The following is a 14,521-nucleotide window of genomic DNA, read 5'->3' as shown; positions in this document are numbered from 1 at the left end:
ACGTGGCATATCTCCTCAATGGACGCCCGAGGAAGACCCTGGACTGGCGGACCCCAGCAGAAGCGATGAGAGACTTACTCACCACCAGTTGAAACCGCTGTTGTTGCAACGACCGCTGGAATCCGCCACCCGGAAACTCCCTCAAATCGCCCAGTAGATGAAACGCGGCGGCGCAAGGAGCGCCTGCTTCAACGGTCCAGCGTCGTGGCCAGCGGCTTCTCCTCCACGAAGAGCAGCATCACGGTGGCGATCAGCGCCAGCGGCACCATCCAGAGGAACAGCGGCACCAGCGCCTCGTTATAGGACTCCACGACCACCGCCTGGATCGAGTCCGGCAGCCCGCGCACCAGCTCCGGGGTCAGCGAGTTCGCGCCCACCCCGCCGGCGGCGTCGGCGGGCAGCCGTTCGGTGAGCATCTCGGTGAGCCGGGTCGCGAAGAGCGAGCCGATCACGGCCGCGCCCAGCGTGGCCCCGACCTGGCGGAAGTAGTTCTGTCCCGCCGTCGCGGTGCCCACATGGCGCAGCGCGAAGGAGTTCTGCGCGACCAGGGTCAGCAGCTGCATCGTGCAGCCCAGCCCGAGCCCGAGCACGCCGAGGTAGAGGCATTCGAGGATCACCGGGGAGTCGGCGCTGACCGTGGAGAGCAGCCCCAGGCCCAGCGCGGTGATCACGCTGCCCACCACCATCGTGCGCTTATACCGCCCGGACTTGCTCACCCTGCGGCCGACGACGACCGAGGCCACCAGCAGCGTGCCCATCATCGGGATCATCAGCATCCCCGCCTGGGCCGGGGTGTAGCCGGTGACCATCTGCAGGTAGGTGGGCATATATCCCAGCGCGCCGAACATCGCCACACCGGTGATCAGTCCGGCGACCATGGTGAGCACGAAGTTGCGGTTGCGGAAGAGCATCAGCGGCAGGATCGGTTCGGGGGTCCGGTATTCGATCCAGGTGAAGAGCAGCCCCGAGACGACCATCGCGGCGAGCAGGCCCAGGATCATCGGCGAGGTCCAGGCGAACTCTCCCCCGCCCCAGGTCGCGATCAGCACGACGGCGGTGGTGGCCACTCCCAGCAGCGCCATCCCCCACACGTCGATCCGGCCGCGCGCCTCGGGGGGTCGCGGCGGCAGCTTCAGCAGCAGCACGATCCCGATCAGCGCGAGCGCGCCGAGCGGCACGTTCATCCACAGCGTCCAGCGCCAGCCTGGACCGTCGGTGAGCCAGCCGCCCAGCAGCGGCCCGGCGACCGAGGCGAATGCGAAGACCCCGCCCATCACGCCCATATAGCGGCCGCGCTCCCGCGCCGGGACGACGTCGGCGATGGTCGCCTGGGAGAGGATCATCAGTCCACCGCCGCCGATCCCCTGGATCACCCGGGCCCCGACGAGCTGGGCCATGCTGTCCGCCGCGCCCCCAAGTGCGGAGCCGATGACGAAGGCGATGATCGCGAAGATGAACAGCGGCTTGCGCCCGAACATGTCTCCGAGCTTGCCGTAGACCGGCATCATCACCGTCGAGGCGAGGATGAACGCGGTGATCACCCAGGCCATGTGCTCCACGCCGTCGAGCTCACCGACGATGGTCGGCAGCGCGGTGGCCAGCACGGTCTGACCCAGTGCGGCCATCAGCATGGCGAGGATCAGGGCGCTGAAGATCCACTTCAGGTGTCCGGTCTCGGGCGGGGAGCTGGCGTCGGCGCCGGCCGCGTCGGGCTCCGCAGCACCGTTGGGCGCCGCGGCCTCGGCCGTGGCACTCGCCTCGGCGGTGGCACTCGCCTCGGACGGCGGGGTGAGCTTCGGCGTCGAAGAGGTCTCGGGGCTGGTCATCGGGTGGTCTCCACGACTTGTCTGAACAGGGCGATGCTCTCGCTGATGAAGGGATCCAGGCTCTCCGCGCCGGCCTCGTGATAACGGGTGAAGGCGAACTTGGTGATGCCGCCGGCGAGCGCGAGCAGCGCCTCGAAGGCGTGGGTGCCTGCTCCCTCGGGCAGGTGCATCCCGCCCTGGTCTGCCTCGGCGTGCACGGCCGAATACACGAGCCGCTCCACCTGCGCGAGCAGCTCGGCGAGCCTGGCGCGCAGCTGCGGGTGCTCCGCGATGATCGCCCGGCGCTGCGCGGCGGTCTCCTCGGGCAGGCAGGTGCGCACCACGGACACGAAGAGATGCACCACGCGGGTGAGTTCATCCTCGGTGGAGGCATGGAAGCGTTCGACGACGGCCGGGTCCAGCTCCGCTGACCGGGTCCCCAGCACCGCGTCCTCCTTCACCGGGAAGTAGTTGAAGAACGTTCGGCGGGAGACGCCCGCCCTGGCGGAGATCTCATCCACGGTGACCGCGCCGGGTCCCTCGGACGAGGCCAGGGCGAAGGCGGCCTGGTGGATGGCGTTCCAGGTGTCGCGCTGATTGCGCCTGCGCTGCGTCAGATTTTCTTGCACTAGTGCATCTTATGCACCGATACAACTTTGCACAAGTGCAAGGAGATGAGGACAAGACTCTCCACGGATCACCCCTCGGGCTGACGCAGCCCGGGCGATACTCCGAAATACTGAGGCAATGCTCGAATCACTCACACTTGCCACCGACGTCGCCACCACCGTGGACGGGGACAGCTGGGTCGCAGGCCTGCAGAACTGGACCCAGGGCCTGCCAGCGGCACTTCAGTGGCTCGGCGTCATCCTGGTCTCCGCCATTCCCTTTGTGGAGTCGTTCTTCGGAGCTCCGATCGGAATCCTCGCGGGCATGCACCCGGCGGTGGCGCTCATCGCCGCCGTCGTCGGCAATATGCTCTCGCTGATCCTGGTCGTCTACGTCGCCCACTGGGTGCGCACCGCGATCCTGCACAAGCGCCCGCAGCAGATGGACCCGGAGAAGTCCGCCAAGCGCGAGAAGGTCCGGCGGATCTTTGATCGCTTCGGCGTGCCAGGGGTCTCGATCCTCGGGCCGCTCGCGCTGCCGAGCCAGTTCACGGCCCCGCTGATGGTGTCCTTCGGCGCCTCACGTCACGCGGTGATGGCCTGGATGCTGGTCTCGGTCATCCTCTGGGGCGCCGGGTTCGCGCTGCTCACCGTCTGGGGACTCACCCTCATCGCCTAGGGAGCCCAGCGCAGAGACCGGAAGCACCTCAGCGCTGCTCCGCGTCCTTGGGGTAGCGCTGCAGCTCTCGGGATCCCTGGGTGAGGTTCTTCAGGTTCACGCTGTCGTCGAAGTTGGCCCCGATGGCGCCGGCGAAGGTGCCCAGCGAGGCCGAGAGCCAGGCGATCTCCACGTAGTTCATGAAGCCGGTCTCCTGCCTGAGGACGTCGGCCATGAACCCGGGTTCGATCAGCAGCAGCCCGACCACCAGGATCGAGACGAACAGCACGAAGTACAGCGCGGTGACGCTGGTCAGCAGGCTCACCACGGTGGAGATGTTGTACATGGCCGCTTCCCGGGCACCGCCGACGACGGCGGACCGGTCCCAGAGCCGGTTGCTGATGATCAGCCAGGCGCTGACGATGCCGACCGCGGCCACCGAGACGATGGCCAGCCGCCAGTGCGGCAGGAAGCTCGCCATCTCCCAGATCGTGGTGAAGAAGATGCCGAACGCGCCGGTGGCGGCGGCGGCGGCGAAGACGCCGGAGAGTTTGGGCAGGGACCAGAGCGGCTCGTTGGCCGCAACCATGCCCAAGGTCATCCAGAGCCGCCCGGGGAACAGCATCCCTGGGGAGATGAAGAACGTGTCGTCGCCCTTCTGCTCCTCGACATGGGCGTAATAGCCGCCGTACTGGCGCGCGGCATCCACCGACTCGTTCAACAGTGCGGTGACCACTCGATGCAGCTCCCGTCGCAGCGAATGCATGATGAACGCCGGTCCCAGCGCGGGCAGCGAGATGATGGCGAGCCTGTCCGCGAAGTGCAGCTCCGCCGTCTTGGGCCGCTCCCCGGCCATGCGGGGGATCTCGGTGACGATGACCGTCATATCGGCCTCGGCCTCGCGGGCCCAGCGCTTGGCCACGACGAGGTCCAATGTGGCATCATCGCGCAGCGGGATCAGCACCTGCTCCTGGGTGACCTCTGCGCCGCGCGCCCAGCCGGAGTTGCGGCCGCGCTGGGGCTGCTGGAGCATCTTGCGCACGAGCAGCGAGGTGCGGCCGGGGTCGGAGTAGACCACGATGCTGCCGTCACGGACGGGCAGATCCGTTGCGCTGTACTGGTCGACCTGGCCCTGGTTCTGCGTGTCCTGCTCCCCTGGCGCCGTTCCCGTGCTGTGTTCCTCATGCGTGTCTTCGTACGTCTCCTGCGATGCCATGTCATCACAGTACCGTTCGGCTCCGAGGCAGTGTCAGCGCGCTCGCGGCGCGCTGACACTGCCTCGGCGTGCTCAGGAGTCGCTGAGCATGTCCAGCACCAGAGGTTTGACCCGGGTGCCGTAGAGCTCGACGGCGCTCATCATGTGTTCGTGCGCCAGGCTGGCATTGCCGTACTTCATGCCGAAGCGGCTGTTGCCCAGCAGCTTCTGGGTGCGCGCGATCTTCTTGGCCACGGTCTCTGGGGAGCCTACATACAGGGCTCCCTGGTGGACCTCCTGCTCGAACTGCGCCCGGGACGGATGACCGTTGCCCCAGCCGCGCTCACGGCCGAGCTTCGCCATCGATTCGGCCCAGGACGGGTAGAAGACGTCGAGCGCCTCCTCGTCGGTGGGCGCCACGAATCCGTGGGAGTGAACGGCGATGCGACGGTTGCCGCTGTGACCAAACTCATCGAGCGCCTTCTGATAGAGCTGGGCCAGCGGGCGGAAACGCTCCGGGGCGCCGCCGATGATCGCCAGCTCCAGTCCCAGGCCATGCCGTGCGGCCCGGACCACCGAATTGGGGGTGCCGCCCACGGCGATCCAGGTGGGCAGACCGTGCTCGTGATCGGTCTTGGGGTAGATCTCCTGGTTCTTCAGCGGGCCGCGGGTGCTGCCCTGCCAGCTGATCGCGGTCTCGGAGCGCAGCCGGGTGAAGAGCTCGACCTTCTCCTCGAAGAGCTGCTCGTAATCGGAGAGGTCATAGCCGAAGAGCGGGTAGGACTCGATGAAGGAGCCGCGGCCCAGCGAGACCTCGGCACGGCCATTGGTGAGCCCGTCGATGGTGGCGAAGCGCTGGTAGACCCGCACCGGGTCGTCGGAGGAGAGCACGGTGACCGCAGAGGTGAGCTTGATCCGTTCGGTGGCGGCGCCGATCGCGGAGAGCACCACATCGGGTGCCGAGATCGCATAGTCCGGGCGGTGGTGCTCGCCGATGCCGATGACGTCGACCCCCGAGGCGTCGGCCATCCTGGCCTCTGCCAGGACATTGCGCAGCACCTGAGGCTGCGGGACATCCTGCTCACCGTCGAGGGTCTTGGTGACGTCTCCGAAGGTGTGCAGGCCGAGTTCGAACTGGTCGCTGTGGCGCTCTGTGCTGATGCTCATGGCTGGTGCAACACCACTCATTCCCGCTCCATTCCTCAAAATTTTAAAGACTTAGAGGTTGTTGGATCCCTCGCGGCTCAGCGCCTCAAGGCCGGAACCCTCAGCACCTCCGGGCGGGGACGCTCAGCTCATGCGCGCGGCGGCCCGGCGCACCGCGGCGGTCAGTCGATCCATCGCCGAGGTGGTGCTGGACCAGTGCTGCCAGTGCAGGGTGGTCTCCTGCAGTCCGATCTCCTCGACGATCACCAGATCCCGGTGCGTCCCCTCCATCACCCCGGGCGGCATCATCGACTCGGGAATCATCCCCCAGCCCAGCCCATAGCCGACGGCTGCGTTATAGGCCTCCACCGAGGGGACCATATGGGTCGTCGGGGTTCCGGAGACCCCAAGTCGGCGCAGACCGGTGCGCTGCAGCGAATCCCGGATGCCGTATTCCACCAGCGGGACCCGCTGCCAGTCCACCACCCCCGCCGCGGAGCGGTGCCGGTCCAGCAGCTCGGTGCTGGCCACCGGCCAGTAGCGCATGACCCCCAGCACGGTGGAGCGGCACCCGGAGACCGGCGAGGGATTCTCCGCCACCGCGGCGGCCACCGTGCCGTTGCGCAGCAGCTCGTGGGTGTGCTCCTGATCCTCGGCGTAGAAGTGCAGCTCCACGTCGTCCCAGGTGGCGGCCTCCTGCAGCACCCGCAGGAACCAGCTGGCCAGGGAATCCGCGTTCACCGCCACAGAGAGGGTCACCGTGGGCGCCGCCTCGCCGGGGATCCGGTGGAAGCCGAGGCTGCGTCGCGCCTCGTCCTCCAGCATCACGGTCTGCCGGGCGATCCGCAGCAGCTCCGCCCCGGATTCGGTCGGCACCACCGGGACCGTGCGGGTGACGAGCACGTGGCCCACTTCCTTCTCCAGCGCCTTGATCCGCTGGGAGAAGGCGGATCCGGAGATCTGCAGCAGCGCGGCGGCGGACTCGAAGGTCCCCTCATCCACCGCCGCGACGAAGGCTCGCAGGTGATCAGTGTTCATGGGTCAAGCCTACCGGCATATCTGAAGCATTACTTCAGATAGTGAAGGATCCTGAGCTGGTGCGGATGGTGGTGCAGACTCCAAGATGGAGCCATGACCATCTTCCTCACCGGACTCCTGACCTGCCTGGCCCTCATCGTCGCGATCGGCCCGCAGAGCGCCTGGCTGCTGCGCCAGGGCCTGCGTCGCGATCGCGTGCTGCTGGCGGTGGCCTGCTGCGTCTTCGGCGACATCCTGCTGATCGCGCTGGGCACCGCAGGCGTCGGCGCGGTGCTCGATCACGCGCCGTGGCTGATGGAGGTGCTGCGCTGGCTGGGCGTGTCCTACCTGACCTGGTTCGCCTACCGCTCCTTCCGCTCGGCCCGCCGCGCGGGGCAGGCGCTGAAGCCCGGGGTCCATGTCGAACTCTCCAGCCAGGACGCCGACGACGACGGCGCGCCCGGCTCCTCCGGCGCAGGCGGCACCGCCGTGAAGCAGGCGCAGCAGGTCCAGGTCACCCGGATCTCCTCGATCGCCGCCACCGGGCTCAGCGTGAGCATCCTCAATCCGCACGCCTGGGTCGACACGATGGTGGTGCTGGGCACCATGGCGAACACCTTCGGGGATCAGCGCTGGCTCTTCGCCGCCGGTGCGGTGATCGCCTCGATCGTCTGGTTCAGCTCGCTGGCCCTCGGCGGGGCGGTGCTCTCCAAGTGGCTCAACCGGCCGCGCACCTGGCAGGTGCTCGACATCTTCGTCGGTGCCATCATGGTCGTGGTCGCGGGGCTGCTGGCCTTCAGCGGCTTGTGATCCCGCGCCCAGTCAGCGCTGCCCAGTCAGCGCTGCCCAGTCAGTGCTGCCCGGTCAGTGCCGGCGCAGAACTGACTGGGCCGCGTGGAACCCGGCCATCCCGTGGGCGCCTCCGCCCGGAGGTGTCGAGGCGGAGCAGAGGTAGACCTCGGGTCCTGGGCCGCCGGAGCGTGCCAGCCCGGGAGTTCCCGGCGCCTCGCCACCGGCCTGGGGCACCCGGTAGGGATCTGCGCGCAGCACCGGCCGGGCCAGGAACTGTCGCAGCGTCGGCGCACCGGCGCTGATGGAGCCGCCCACCAGGTTCGGGTTCCACTCCTGCAGATCCGCGGGGCTCCAGAGCTTGCGTGCCTGCACCGACGCACCGAACCCGGGGGCCTGAGCTTCGATCTCGGCTTCGATCATCTTCGCGGCGCGGGGCACCGCAGACCCGGAGAGCCCGCCGGGGACATGGGCGTAGGCCCAGGCCACGGTCCGCTCATCAGGGGTCCGGGAGGGATCGGCGGCGGCGGGCTGGGTCAGCAGCACATAGGGCCGCCCGGGCAGGGTGCCGCGCACAGCGGCGGCCTCCGAAGCCGCCATCTGGGACGCTCCGCCGCCGAGGTGGACCGTGCTGGCCCGGCCCATCGACTCGTGCCGCCACGGGATCGGACCCTCGAGCAGATAGTCGATCTTCACGATGCCGGTGCCGTAGTTCCAGCTGCTCAGCGCCCGCGAATATCCGCGCGGCAGCCGCAGGCCGCTGAAGCTGCGCAGCTGGCGCGGAGTCAGGTCCAGCAGCACCGCGTCGGGGACGTGTCCGCCGGGACCGGTGCTGCCGGGCTCACGCAGATCCTCCAGGCCGAGGATCCGGCGGCCGGTGACCACGGTGCCGCCGTGGGATTCAAGCTCCGCGACCAGGGCGCGCACCACCGCGCCGGAGCCTCCGCGCGCCATCGGCCAGCCGGTCACCTGCGCGGCGGTCCCCAGCAGCAGCCCGAAGGCTGAGGTCAGCGGCCTGCGCAGGTCGGTGGTCGCATGCCCGGCGAGACCGGCGAAGAGCGCCTTGGCCGGCGCCTCGGCGAAGATCTGCTGCAGCCAGGTCGAGGGCCAGGCGCCGCGGGCACCGATCTGCAGCAGCGACTGCAGTCGACGCGCTGCCGAGTCGGACTGCAGGTTGGTCCACGGCGCGGTGATCGGGGTCATCCCTGCGCGCAGCACCTGGTCCCAGTCCCGGGCCACCGGTCCGAAGACTCGGGTCCAGGCGGCACCGTCGGGGCCGAGCCCGGCGGCGGTGGCACGCACCGAGGTCTCCAGCAGGGCTGGAGGGGCGCCGTCGTCGAGCCCGTGGGCGGCGGGGATCGAGGCGTGGACGTACTCCAGGCCGTGGCGCATGACGCCGGGGACCGGCGGCGGGCCGAAGGGGAACACGCTGGCCCCGAGGTCACTGATCACGCCCTCCCCGCCGGGCACCGCGCCGCCGAGCTCCCCGGCGAAGAGCTCGGCCGAGCGCATGGCGCCCCCGGGTGCGGCGGCGGCCTCGTAGACGGTGACCTCCCATCCGGCTTGGGCCAGCAGGCAGGCGGCGGTCAGTCCGTTCGGACCTGACCCGACGACGGCGGCTCGCTTCATGTGTGGGGACCTTTCAGCTGGGCGACCAGGGCGGCGATGTTGCGGATGAAAACGACCATCCAGGAGAAGAGCACAGCGGCTCCGATCAGCTCCAGGGAGGTCAGGTTGTAATAGCCGATGGGCTCCCACAGGGCGACGGCGAAGAGCACGGCCGCCGCGGCGAGGTAGCTGATCAGGTAGAAGGTGCGCGGGAAGCCGGGCAGCAGATAGGGCATGCCGATCAGCAAGATCAAGAAGGACAGTCCGAAGCCGGCGGTGAAGACCACGTGGATGTCATGGTGCAGGCTGATCGGCACCAGTCCGACCCCGGCGAGCGAGACGCCCATGCTGATCATCACCGTTCGCAGCATCCCGATCCGCGGCCGCCAGACGTGTCGGGTCATCGCGGCGGCGAGCCGCGCCCCCACCGGCAGCCTGCCGCTGCGCCGGCGGCGTTCCTCCTGCCGCCGCTGCAGCTCCTGCTCGCGGGTGCTGGTGATGTGGTCAGACCAGATCTCCAGGTCGCGGGTGATGAACGCGGTGAGTGTGGTGATGATCGTCCCGGAGACCACCAGCGTGGTGTTGAAGGTCCAGAAGGAGGTGAGCCCGGCCTGGCCGGTGCCCAGCTCGGAGAACATCACATGCCACCAGAAGGGGTTCTCGGCGAAGATCATCGAGACCAGCACCCCTGAGGCGGTGAAGAGCGCAAGCAGCGTGGAGAGCGTGAACGCATTGATCCGCGCGCCGGAGTTGAAGCTGAAGTACCCCGAAGTGCCGCCGACGATCGCCAGCAGCACGGCACCGGCGATGTAGTCCACGGTCAGCCCGATGAACGCCTCCTGGAAGACCCGGAAGAGTCCCAGCGCGACCATCACCGCGATCGAGGAATGGACCACCAGCAGCGCCAAGGTGTCCATCACCTGGCGGATCCGTGGCCGCTGCCCCAGCCAGATGTTGGCCAGTCTGGTGTTCAGCGAGAAGCCCAGCAGGAAGGCGAGCCCGGCGGTGACCCCGCCGACGATGGATCCATACACCTGGATCGACCCGTCTCCGGCCAGCGGCGGCCGATGATCGGTGAAGACGAAGAATCCAGCTCCCAGCCCGATGAGCGCCCCTCCGATGGCGCACCAGATGGCGCGCGACTCGATCAGCACCTGAAGCCGGGCCTGCGTCTCAGCCTGGGAACGGGTGGTCTCCGCCGGATGGGAGGCTTCCTCCACCGCGGCCTGCGCCGCGAGCCGGCGAGCTGTGCCGTGGGTGGAGGTGGAGTTGATCACAGCCCAAGCCTTGCCGCAGGGGGAGCTTCTTGCAAGCTGGTGCGGTGAACTCCCGGCGAACGGACCTCTGCTGTCAGGACCGCCGGCCTAGACTTGAGGCCCATGAGCACACCCGCATCCTCACCATCTGACCCCCGAAGCGCTCCGCGCCCACCCGAGCAGGTAGACCGCGGCGTCCACGTGGTGGCCTTCAGCGCCGAAGTCGCCGCCTCGGCGCAGGAGATCTTCGCACTGGTCGCAGATCCGCATCGTCACCACGAGATCGACGGATCCGGCACCGTCCAGAGCCAGGCGATCGGGCCGCATCAGCTGAAGACCGGCGATCGCTTCAGCGTCCGGATGCGCGTCTTCGGGGTCCCCTATACGCTGCCGCTTCGGGTGCTGACCTCACAGTGGCCGACGGCGCAGCGACCGGGGGTGCTGGAATGGGTCCAGCCCACAGGGCACCGGTGGCGCTGGGAGATGACTCCGATCCGGCCGGGCACGGACAGCACCTTGGTCACCGAGTCCTACGACGCACGTGCTCAGAACCGACTCATGCGAGCGGCCCTGACGGCGTCGAAGGTCTACTCCCGCAACGGTCGAGGGATCGAGGCCTCACTCTCCAGGCTGCAGAAACGGTTCGGCCCTGACGACTGAACGTCCTTCAGCCCGGCGGAAGGACCCCCGGCCCTGACCCCACATGGACTAACATTAGCGGCACACCAGCGCCCGCCGCCGCGAGGCCGCGGATCTCGGCCGGGTGCTATGACCTCGGGAGAGGAGATGCATGTTCGATGTGGATACTGACCGAACCCTCGTAGCGGCAGCCGACCTGGTCAATACCGGCGAAGGACTGCGCAGCGCCACGCCCGGTCTGGATCAGCTCACCACGGTGACGCAGCTCAAGGAGTATCTGAGTTCGCGGGATCCGGCCCTGCGCTGGCCACCCTCCGGCGCTGACCGGACGCAGCTGGAGAAGATCCAGCACCTGCGTGAGAAGGTCCAGCAGATCTGGAGCGCGACCCCGATCAAATCCGACGCCCCGATCCAGGTGCTCAACGAGCTCCTGCGCGGCGTGGGACTGAAGGTCGCCCGCGGCTCAGATGGCGAGTACCGCGCTGAGCCGGTGCCGGCGTCGAAGGAGCTCGCAGATGTGATGACGGCGAGTATGGCCACTGCCATCCAGCACCTGGTGGTGCGGGATGAGACGGCGCGGATGCGCACCTGCAAGGGCGAAGGCTGTGATGCGGTCATCATCGACCTCACCCGCAATCGCTCGAGGCTGTTCTGCGACTTCGGCAACTGCGCCAACCGCGCCCATGTGCGGGCCTACCGGGCCCGTCAGGCAGCACACCGCAAGACGTTCTCCACCGCACCCGAGGCGGCGGCCCCCGTCGCACACTCGAGTCGGCACGCTGTAGCGCATTCGGACACGCTGGACAGTCCGCGACTGGTCAAGCCGAGCGCGGCAGAGAAGGCGGCACAGATCGAAGTGCCCACCTCTCAGTCCGCCAGGGCGGCCAAGGAGTTCCGCGACCGGATGCGTGATGAGCTGATGGAGAAGCGTGACAAGAAATCAGCGAAGAAGCTGAAGAAGGAGAAGAAGAAGGCCAAGACGTAGCCGCACGACTGAGGGACCGTCACGGAAAACAGGAGGCTGTGACGTGCTTGTCAGTCGGGGGCATGAACCCCGGGCCGGCCGAGGAAGGTGCTGCTGCGCCGGACTCGGCGGGTGCGGGGTTCATGCGTCCCAGATTCGAGCATCCGAGATGTGACGGCGTGCCCGCTGGGGGCGCAGCGCGCCTCGAAGCGTCGAGTGCCCTCCTGAGGGGGCAGCGCGGCCAGACCTGGTGGAGGTCGAGGATCAGCGGCGGTCGTCGCGACGCCCGTAGGTCGGCTCGTCGCCGTCCTCGGGCTCCCCGGCATCGCGCCGGGCCTGGGCCGCTTCGTCAGCCTTCTTGCGGCGGGCCTTTTCGCGGCGCGTCGCCACCTGCTGGCGGTAGAGCTCCTCGGAGTTCCGATTCACACCCGAGCCCTCCGAGAGGTGCTCCGGGTTGTCCCGCGAGGCCAGGTGCAGCATCGAGATCACCAGCAGCGTGGCGATGAAGCCGATCCCGAACGCGATCAGCCCCAGGTCAAGCCGTGCCGGGTTGTCGGTGCCGCCGGAGGAGGTGATCAGCGTGACGAATCCCGCCACGAATCCCATGGCGAAGGAGAAGATCAGCGGAGCCTTGACCGTCTCGAGCAGAGATCGGCGCCCCTTATCGTCTTCAGCCACTGGGAGTTCCTCGTTCCTGAGCATCGGTATCTGGTCTCGGGTGGGCTGCGCCTGCGGCGTGGCACCACCAGGTCAATTCTACGTCCTGTAGTAGAACGGCGACGATTCAGCGACTCACTGAGTCGACGCACGCCCCCGTTTGGCGTCATGGAGCAGTCCGGCGCCGCTGATCAGCAGCACCACCGCCATGATGACCACGCCCATCCCAGCGACCCCGAGAATCCCATGGGGGTCCAGCTGGAGGCCGATCGCGAGACCGAGCGCGGTGAGCACGCCCACGGCACCCAGGATGATCTGATCCCGCGCCGGGACGAAGTCATGCCGGGCCCTGAATCCTCCGACGAGCTCGGCCACGCCCATCGCCGCGAACCCGATGGCCGCGATCACGGCGGCCGCGGCGGCGGTGTTGACGAAGATCACAGCGACCCCGGAGAGCACCCAGGCCGCGGCGCCCATGGCCAGCGGTCCGCGCAGGCTGATCGGCACCGCCTCGACCTTGGCGTAGTCCCAGACGGCCGTGGCGCCGAGCACGAAGAACCCGGCGATGGAGATCTTCAACAGCGTGACGGTCTCTTCCTGCCAGAAGATCGCGACCACGGCAAAGATCACGGTGATGACCGCGCGGAGCCAGACCGGTCGGGTCAGCTCTTCGGCGGTGGCGGCGGGGATCTTCTTCACAGGCACGCAGCAGAGTCTACCGCTGCGGCCCGGCGGCCCGACCCAGGCAGGGTGCCCGGCCCAGCGGTGCGGCTCAGCGCTGCTCGCCGGCGATCATCCAGCGCTCCCCGTAGGCCCGGACCCCGAGCGTGACCCCGCGGGCACCCATGAACACCACGGCGAATCCGGCCCAGAGCCAGACGATCGCCTCGGTGCCGCTGAAACCGGCGCTGGAGATCCACCAGAGCAGCGGCAGGTACACCGCGAGGTTCAGCAGCCCGACGACGGCGAGGTAGCGCACATCGCCGGCGCCCATGAGCACGCCGTCGAGCACGAAGACGAAGCCGGCGAGCGGCTGGGCCGCGGCCATGACCAGCAGCGCGGCGGTGACGCCGGCGGCGACGCGATCGTCCGGGGTGAACAGGGCCGGGGCGAAGGGCGCCGCCAGCGCGATCAGCCCGCCGGTGATCACGCCGAACCCGAGTCCCCAGCGGGTCATCGTGCGGGTCATCGCCTTGGCCTCCTGCACCCGGGAGGCGCCGAGCTCCTTGCCGATGAGTGCCTGCGCGGCGATGGCCAGGGCGTCGAGCACGAAGGCCAGGGTGGAGAAGATGGTGAAGGCCACCTGGTGCGCGGCGAGGGTGTGCGGTCCGAGATCGGTGGCGATCAGGACCGTGGCCACGATGGCCGCGCGCAGCGAGACCGTGCGCAGCATCATCCAGGACCCCACGCTGGCCGCCTGGCGCAGCGCGATGGGGTCCACGCCCAGGGGCACTCCGGCTGCCCGCATCCTGGGGATCAGCATCACCAGATAGGTGATCGCCATCCCCCACTGGGCGATGGAGGTGCCGAGGGCGGCTCCGGCGGTGCCCAGCCCCAGCGGGTGCACCAGGATCAGGTTCAGCACGATGTTCGCGCCGAAGCCGACGGCGGCCACCACCAGCGGGGTCCTGGTGTCCTGCAGCCCGCGCAGCATTCCGACGGCGGCGAAGACCAGCAGGATCGCCGGGACCCCGGGCAGCGACCAGAGCAGGTAGTTCCAGGCGTGGACCTGCATGTCTGCGGAGCTGCCCATGGCCAGGAGCAGCTGCTCACCGAACGCCAGTCCGGCGAAGGCCAGCACCGCCCCGAGCATCACCGCGAGCCAGAGCCCGTCGCGGCCCGCGGCGAGCGCCCGGGAGAGCCGACCGGCGCCGACGAAGCGCGCCACCGCCGGGGTGGTCGAATAGGCCAGGAAGATCATCAGTCCGGTGACGGTGTGCATCACGGTGATCCCCAGCGCCGCTCCGGCGAGCTCGTCGACGCCCAGCCGGCCGATGATCGCGGTGTCGGCCAGCAGGAACAGCGGCTCGGCCACCAGCGCCCCGAGGGCGGGGACCGCCAGGGCGAGGATCTGCCGGCCCATCGGCCGCGGATCGCGGGACGGCACAGACTCCGGTGCCGGTCTCGCCGCCATCAGCGCGGACCCTGGCGCCGGTGACCTGCGCGCCGGCTCAGGTGC

Annotated in this window: 14 protein-coding genes; 4 read left to right on the top strand and 10 right to left on the bottom strand. The window is 68.8% G+C overall.

Features of this window, described 5'->3' with window-relative positions:
• Nucleotides 1-188 precede the first annotated feature (188 nt).
• Both LTH96_RS10975 and LTH96_RS10970 read right to left on the bottom strand, forming a co-directional pair.
• Nucleotides 189-1,826 carry an MDR family MFS transporter gene (locus LTH96_RS10975; RefSeq protein ID WP_241465777.1) on the bottom strand — a complete coding sequence of 546 codons (1,638 nt, stop codon included), beginning with the start codon at nucleotides 1,824-1,826 and terminating at the stop codon, nucleotides 189-191.
• Complete coding sequence (locus LTH96_RS10970; RefSeq protein WP_241465776.1) at nucleotides 1,823-2,434, bottom strand: TetR family transcriptional regulator; 612 nt, start codon at nucleotides 2,432-2,434, stop codon at nucleotides 1,823-1,825. Before LTH96_RS10970 ends, LTH96_RS10975 begins: the two co-directional genes overlap by 4 nt.
• 118 nt (nucleotides 2,435-2,552) lie before the next feature.
• Here LTH96_RS10970 and LTH96_RS10965 point away from each other — a divergent pair, with 118 nt between their 5' ends.
• Entirely contained in the window at nucleotides 2,553-3,092 is a 540-nt protein-coding gene (locus tag LTH96_RS10965; protein WP_241465775.1) for a small multi-drug export protein, read from the top strand.
• A gap of 28 nt (nucleotides 3,093-3,120) precedes the next feature.
• Here the strand turns inward: LTH96_RS10965 and LTH96_RS10960 are convergent, their stop codons facing one another.
• The 3 genes from LTH96_RS10960 to LTH96_RS10950 all read right to left on the bottom strand — a co-directional run bounded on the left by LTH96_RS10960 (nucleotide 3,121) and on the right by LTH96_RS10950 (nucleotide 6,450).
• Nucleotides 3,121-4,287, bottom strand: a complete 1,167-nt coding sequence (locus tag LTH96_RS10960) for a hypothetical protein (protein ID WP_241465774.1) — start codon at nucleotides 4,285-4,287, stop codon at nucleotides 3,121-3,123.
• 72 nt (nucleotides 4,288-4,359) lie between these two features.
• Nucleotides 4,360-5,433: an LLM class flavin-dependent oxidoreductase gene (locus LTH96_RS10955; protein WP_241465772.1), complete on the bottom strand. Its 1,074-nt coding sequence runs from the start codon at nucleotides 5,431-5,433 to the stop codon at nucleotides 4,360-4,362.
• A 123-nt stretch (nucleotides 5,434-5,556) separates the two neighbouring features.
• Nucleotides 5,557-6,450 (bottom strand): ArgP/LysG family DNA-binding transcriptional regulator, encoded by an 894-nt coding sequence (locus tag LTH96_RS10950; RefSeq protein WP_241465770.1) that lies wholly within the window; start codon nucleotides 6,448-6,450, stop codon nucleotides 5,557-5,559.
• A 93-nt stretch (nucleotides 6,451-6,543) separates the two neighbouring features.
• Here LTH96_RS10950 and LTH96_RS10945 point away from each other — a divergent pair, with 93 nt between their 5' ends.
• Nucleotides 6,544-7,239, top strand: coding sequence for a LysE/ArgO family amino acid transporter (locus LTH96_RS10945; protein WP_241465768.1), 696 nt, complete (start codon nucleotides 6,544-6,546; stop codon nucleotides 7,237-7,239).
• Nucleotides 7,240-7,293: 54 nt separating this feature from the next.
• Here the strand turns inward: LTH96_RS10945 and LTH96_RS10940 are convergent, their stop codons facing one another.
• Nucleotides 7,294-8,847: an NAD(P)/FAD-dependent oxidoreductase gene (locus LTH96_RS10940; protein WP_241465767.1), complete on the bottom strand. Its 1,554-nt coding sequence runs from the start codon at nucleotides 8,845-8,847 to the stop codon at nucleotides 7,294-7,296.
• Nucleotides 8,844-10,103, bottom strand: a complete 1,260-nt coding sequence (locus tag LTH96_RS10935) for a hypothetical protein (RefSeq protein WP_241465766.1) — start codon at nucleotides 10,101-10,103, stop codon at nucleotides 8,844-8,846. Before LTH96_RS10935 ends, LTH96_RS10940 begins: the two co-directional genes overlap by 4 nt.
• A 102-nt stretch (nucleotides 10,104-10,205) precedes the next feature.
• Between LTH96_RS10935 and LTH96_RS10930 the strand changes: the two genes are divergently transcribed.
• Together LTH96_RS10930 and LTH96_RS10925 are read left to right on the top strand one after the other, a co-directional pair.
• Nucleotides 10,206-10,742, top strand: coding sequence for a dimethyladenosine transferase (locus LTH96_RS10930; protein WP_241465765.1), 537 nt, complete (start codon nucleotides 10,206-10,208; stop codon nucleotides 10,740-10,742).
• 130 nt (nucleotides 10,743-10,872) lie between these two features.
• On the top strand, nucleotides 10,873-11,706 hold the full coding sequence (locus LTH96_RS10925) for a CGNR zinc finger domain-containing protein (RefSeq protein ID WP_241465763.1): 834 nt from the start codon (nucleotides 10,873-10,875) through the stop codon (nucleotides 11,704-11,706).
• A gap of 243 nt (nucleotides 11,707-11,949) precedes the next feature.
• On the opposite strand, the gene LTH96_RS10920 is transcribed toward LTH96_RS10925, so the two are convergent.
• The 3 genes from LTH96_RS10920 to LTH96_RS10910 form a co-directional block, all read right to left on the bottom strand.
• Nucleotides 11,950-12,363 (bottom strand): hypothetical protein, encoded by a 414-nt coding sequence (locus LTH96_RS10920; RefSeq protein WP_241465761.1) that lies wholly within the window; start codon nucleotides 12,361-12,363, stop codon nucleotides 11,950-11,952.
• A 114-nt stretch (nucleotides 12,364-12,477) separates the two neighbouring features.
• On the bottom strand, nucleotides 12,478-13,047 hold the full coding sequence (locus LTH96_RS10915) for a hypothetical protein (protein WP_241465760.1): 570 nt from the start codon (nucleotides 13,045-13,047) through the stop codon (nucleotides 12,478-12,480).
• Nucleotides 13,048-13,114: 67 nt separating this feature from the next.
• Entirely contained in the window at nucleotides 13,115-14,476 is a 1,362-nt protein-coding gene (locus LTH96_RS10910; RefSeq protein ID WP_241465759.1) for an MATE family efflux transporter, read from the bottom strand.
• Nucleotides 14,477-14,521: the final 45 nt, after the last annotated feature.

Source organism: Nesterenkonia sp. LB17 (assembly GCF_022565915.1).
In the GTDB taxonomy this organism is placed as follows: Bacteria; Actinomycetota; Actinomycetes; order Actinomycetales; family Micrococcaceae; genus Nesterenkonia.
The sequence above is the reverse complement of the archived record's forward strand: the minus strand, read 5'-3'. Positions and strand labels throughout refer to the sequence as shown.

Bases quoted from the DNA above. Each gene is read 5' to 3' on its own strand.
- LTH96_RS10975 (WP_241465777.1), bottom strand. From the start codon at position 1,826: ATGACCAGCCCCGAGACCTCTTCGACGCCGAAGCTCACCCCGCCGTCC.
- LTH96_RS10965 (WP_241465775.1), top strand. From the start codon at position 2,553: ATGCTCGAATCACTCACACTTGCCACCGACGTCGCCACCACCGTGGAC.
- LTH96_RS10960 (WP_241465774.1), bottom strand. From the start codon at position 4,287: ATGGCATCGCAGGAGACGTACGAAGACACGCATGAGGAACACAGCACG.
- LTH96_RS10955 (WP_241465772.1), bottom strand. From the start codon at position 5,433: ATGAGCATCAGCACAGAGCGCCACAGCGACCAGTTCGAACTCGGCCTG.
- LTH96_RS10950 (WP_241465770.1), bottom strand. From the start codon at position 6,450: ATGAACACTGATCACCTGCGAGCCTTCGTCGCGGCGGTGGATGAGGGG.
- LTH96_RS10945 (WP_241465768.1), top strand. From the start codon at position 6,544: ATGACCATCTTCCTCACCGGACTCCTGACCTGCCTGGCCCTCATCGTC.
- LTH96_RS10940 (WP_241465767.1), bottom strand. From the start codon at position 8,847: ATGAAGCGAGCCGCCGTCGTCGGGTCAGGTCCGAACGGACTGACCGCC.
- LTH96_RS10930 (WP_241465765.1), top strand. From the start codon at position 10,206: ATGAGCACACCCGCATCCTCACCATCTGACCCCCGAAGCGCTCCGCGC.
- LTH96_RS10925 (WP_241465763.1), top strand. From the start codon at position 10,873: ATGTTCGATGTGGATACTGACCGAACCCTCGTAGCGGCAGCCGACCTG.
- LTH96_RS10910 (WP_241465759.1), bottom strand. From the start codon at position 14,476: ATGGCGGCGAGACCGGCACCGGAGTCTGTGCCGTCCCGCGATCCGCGG.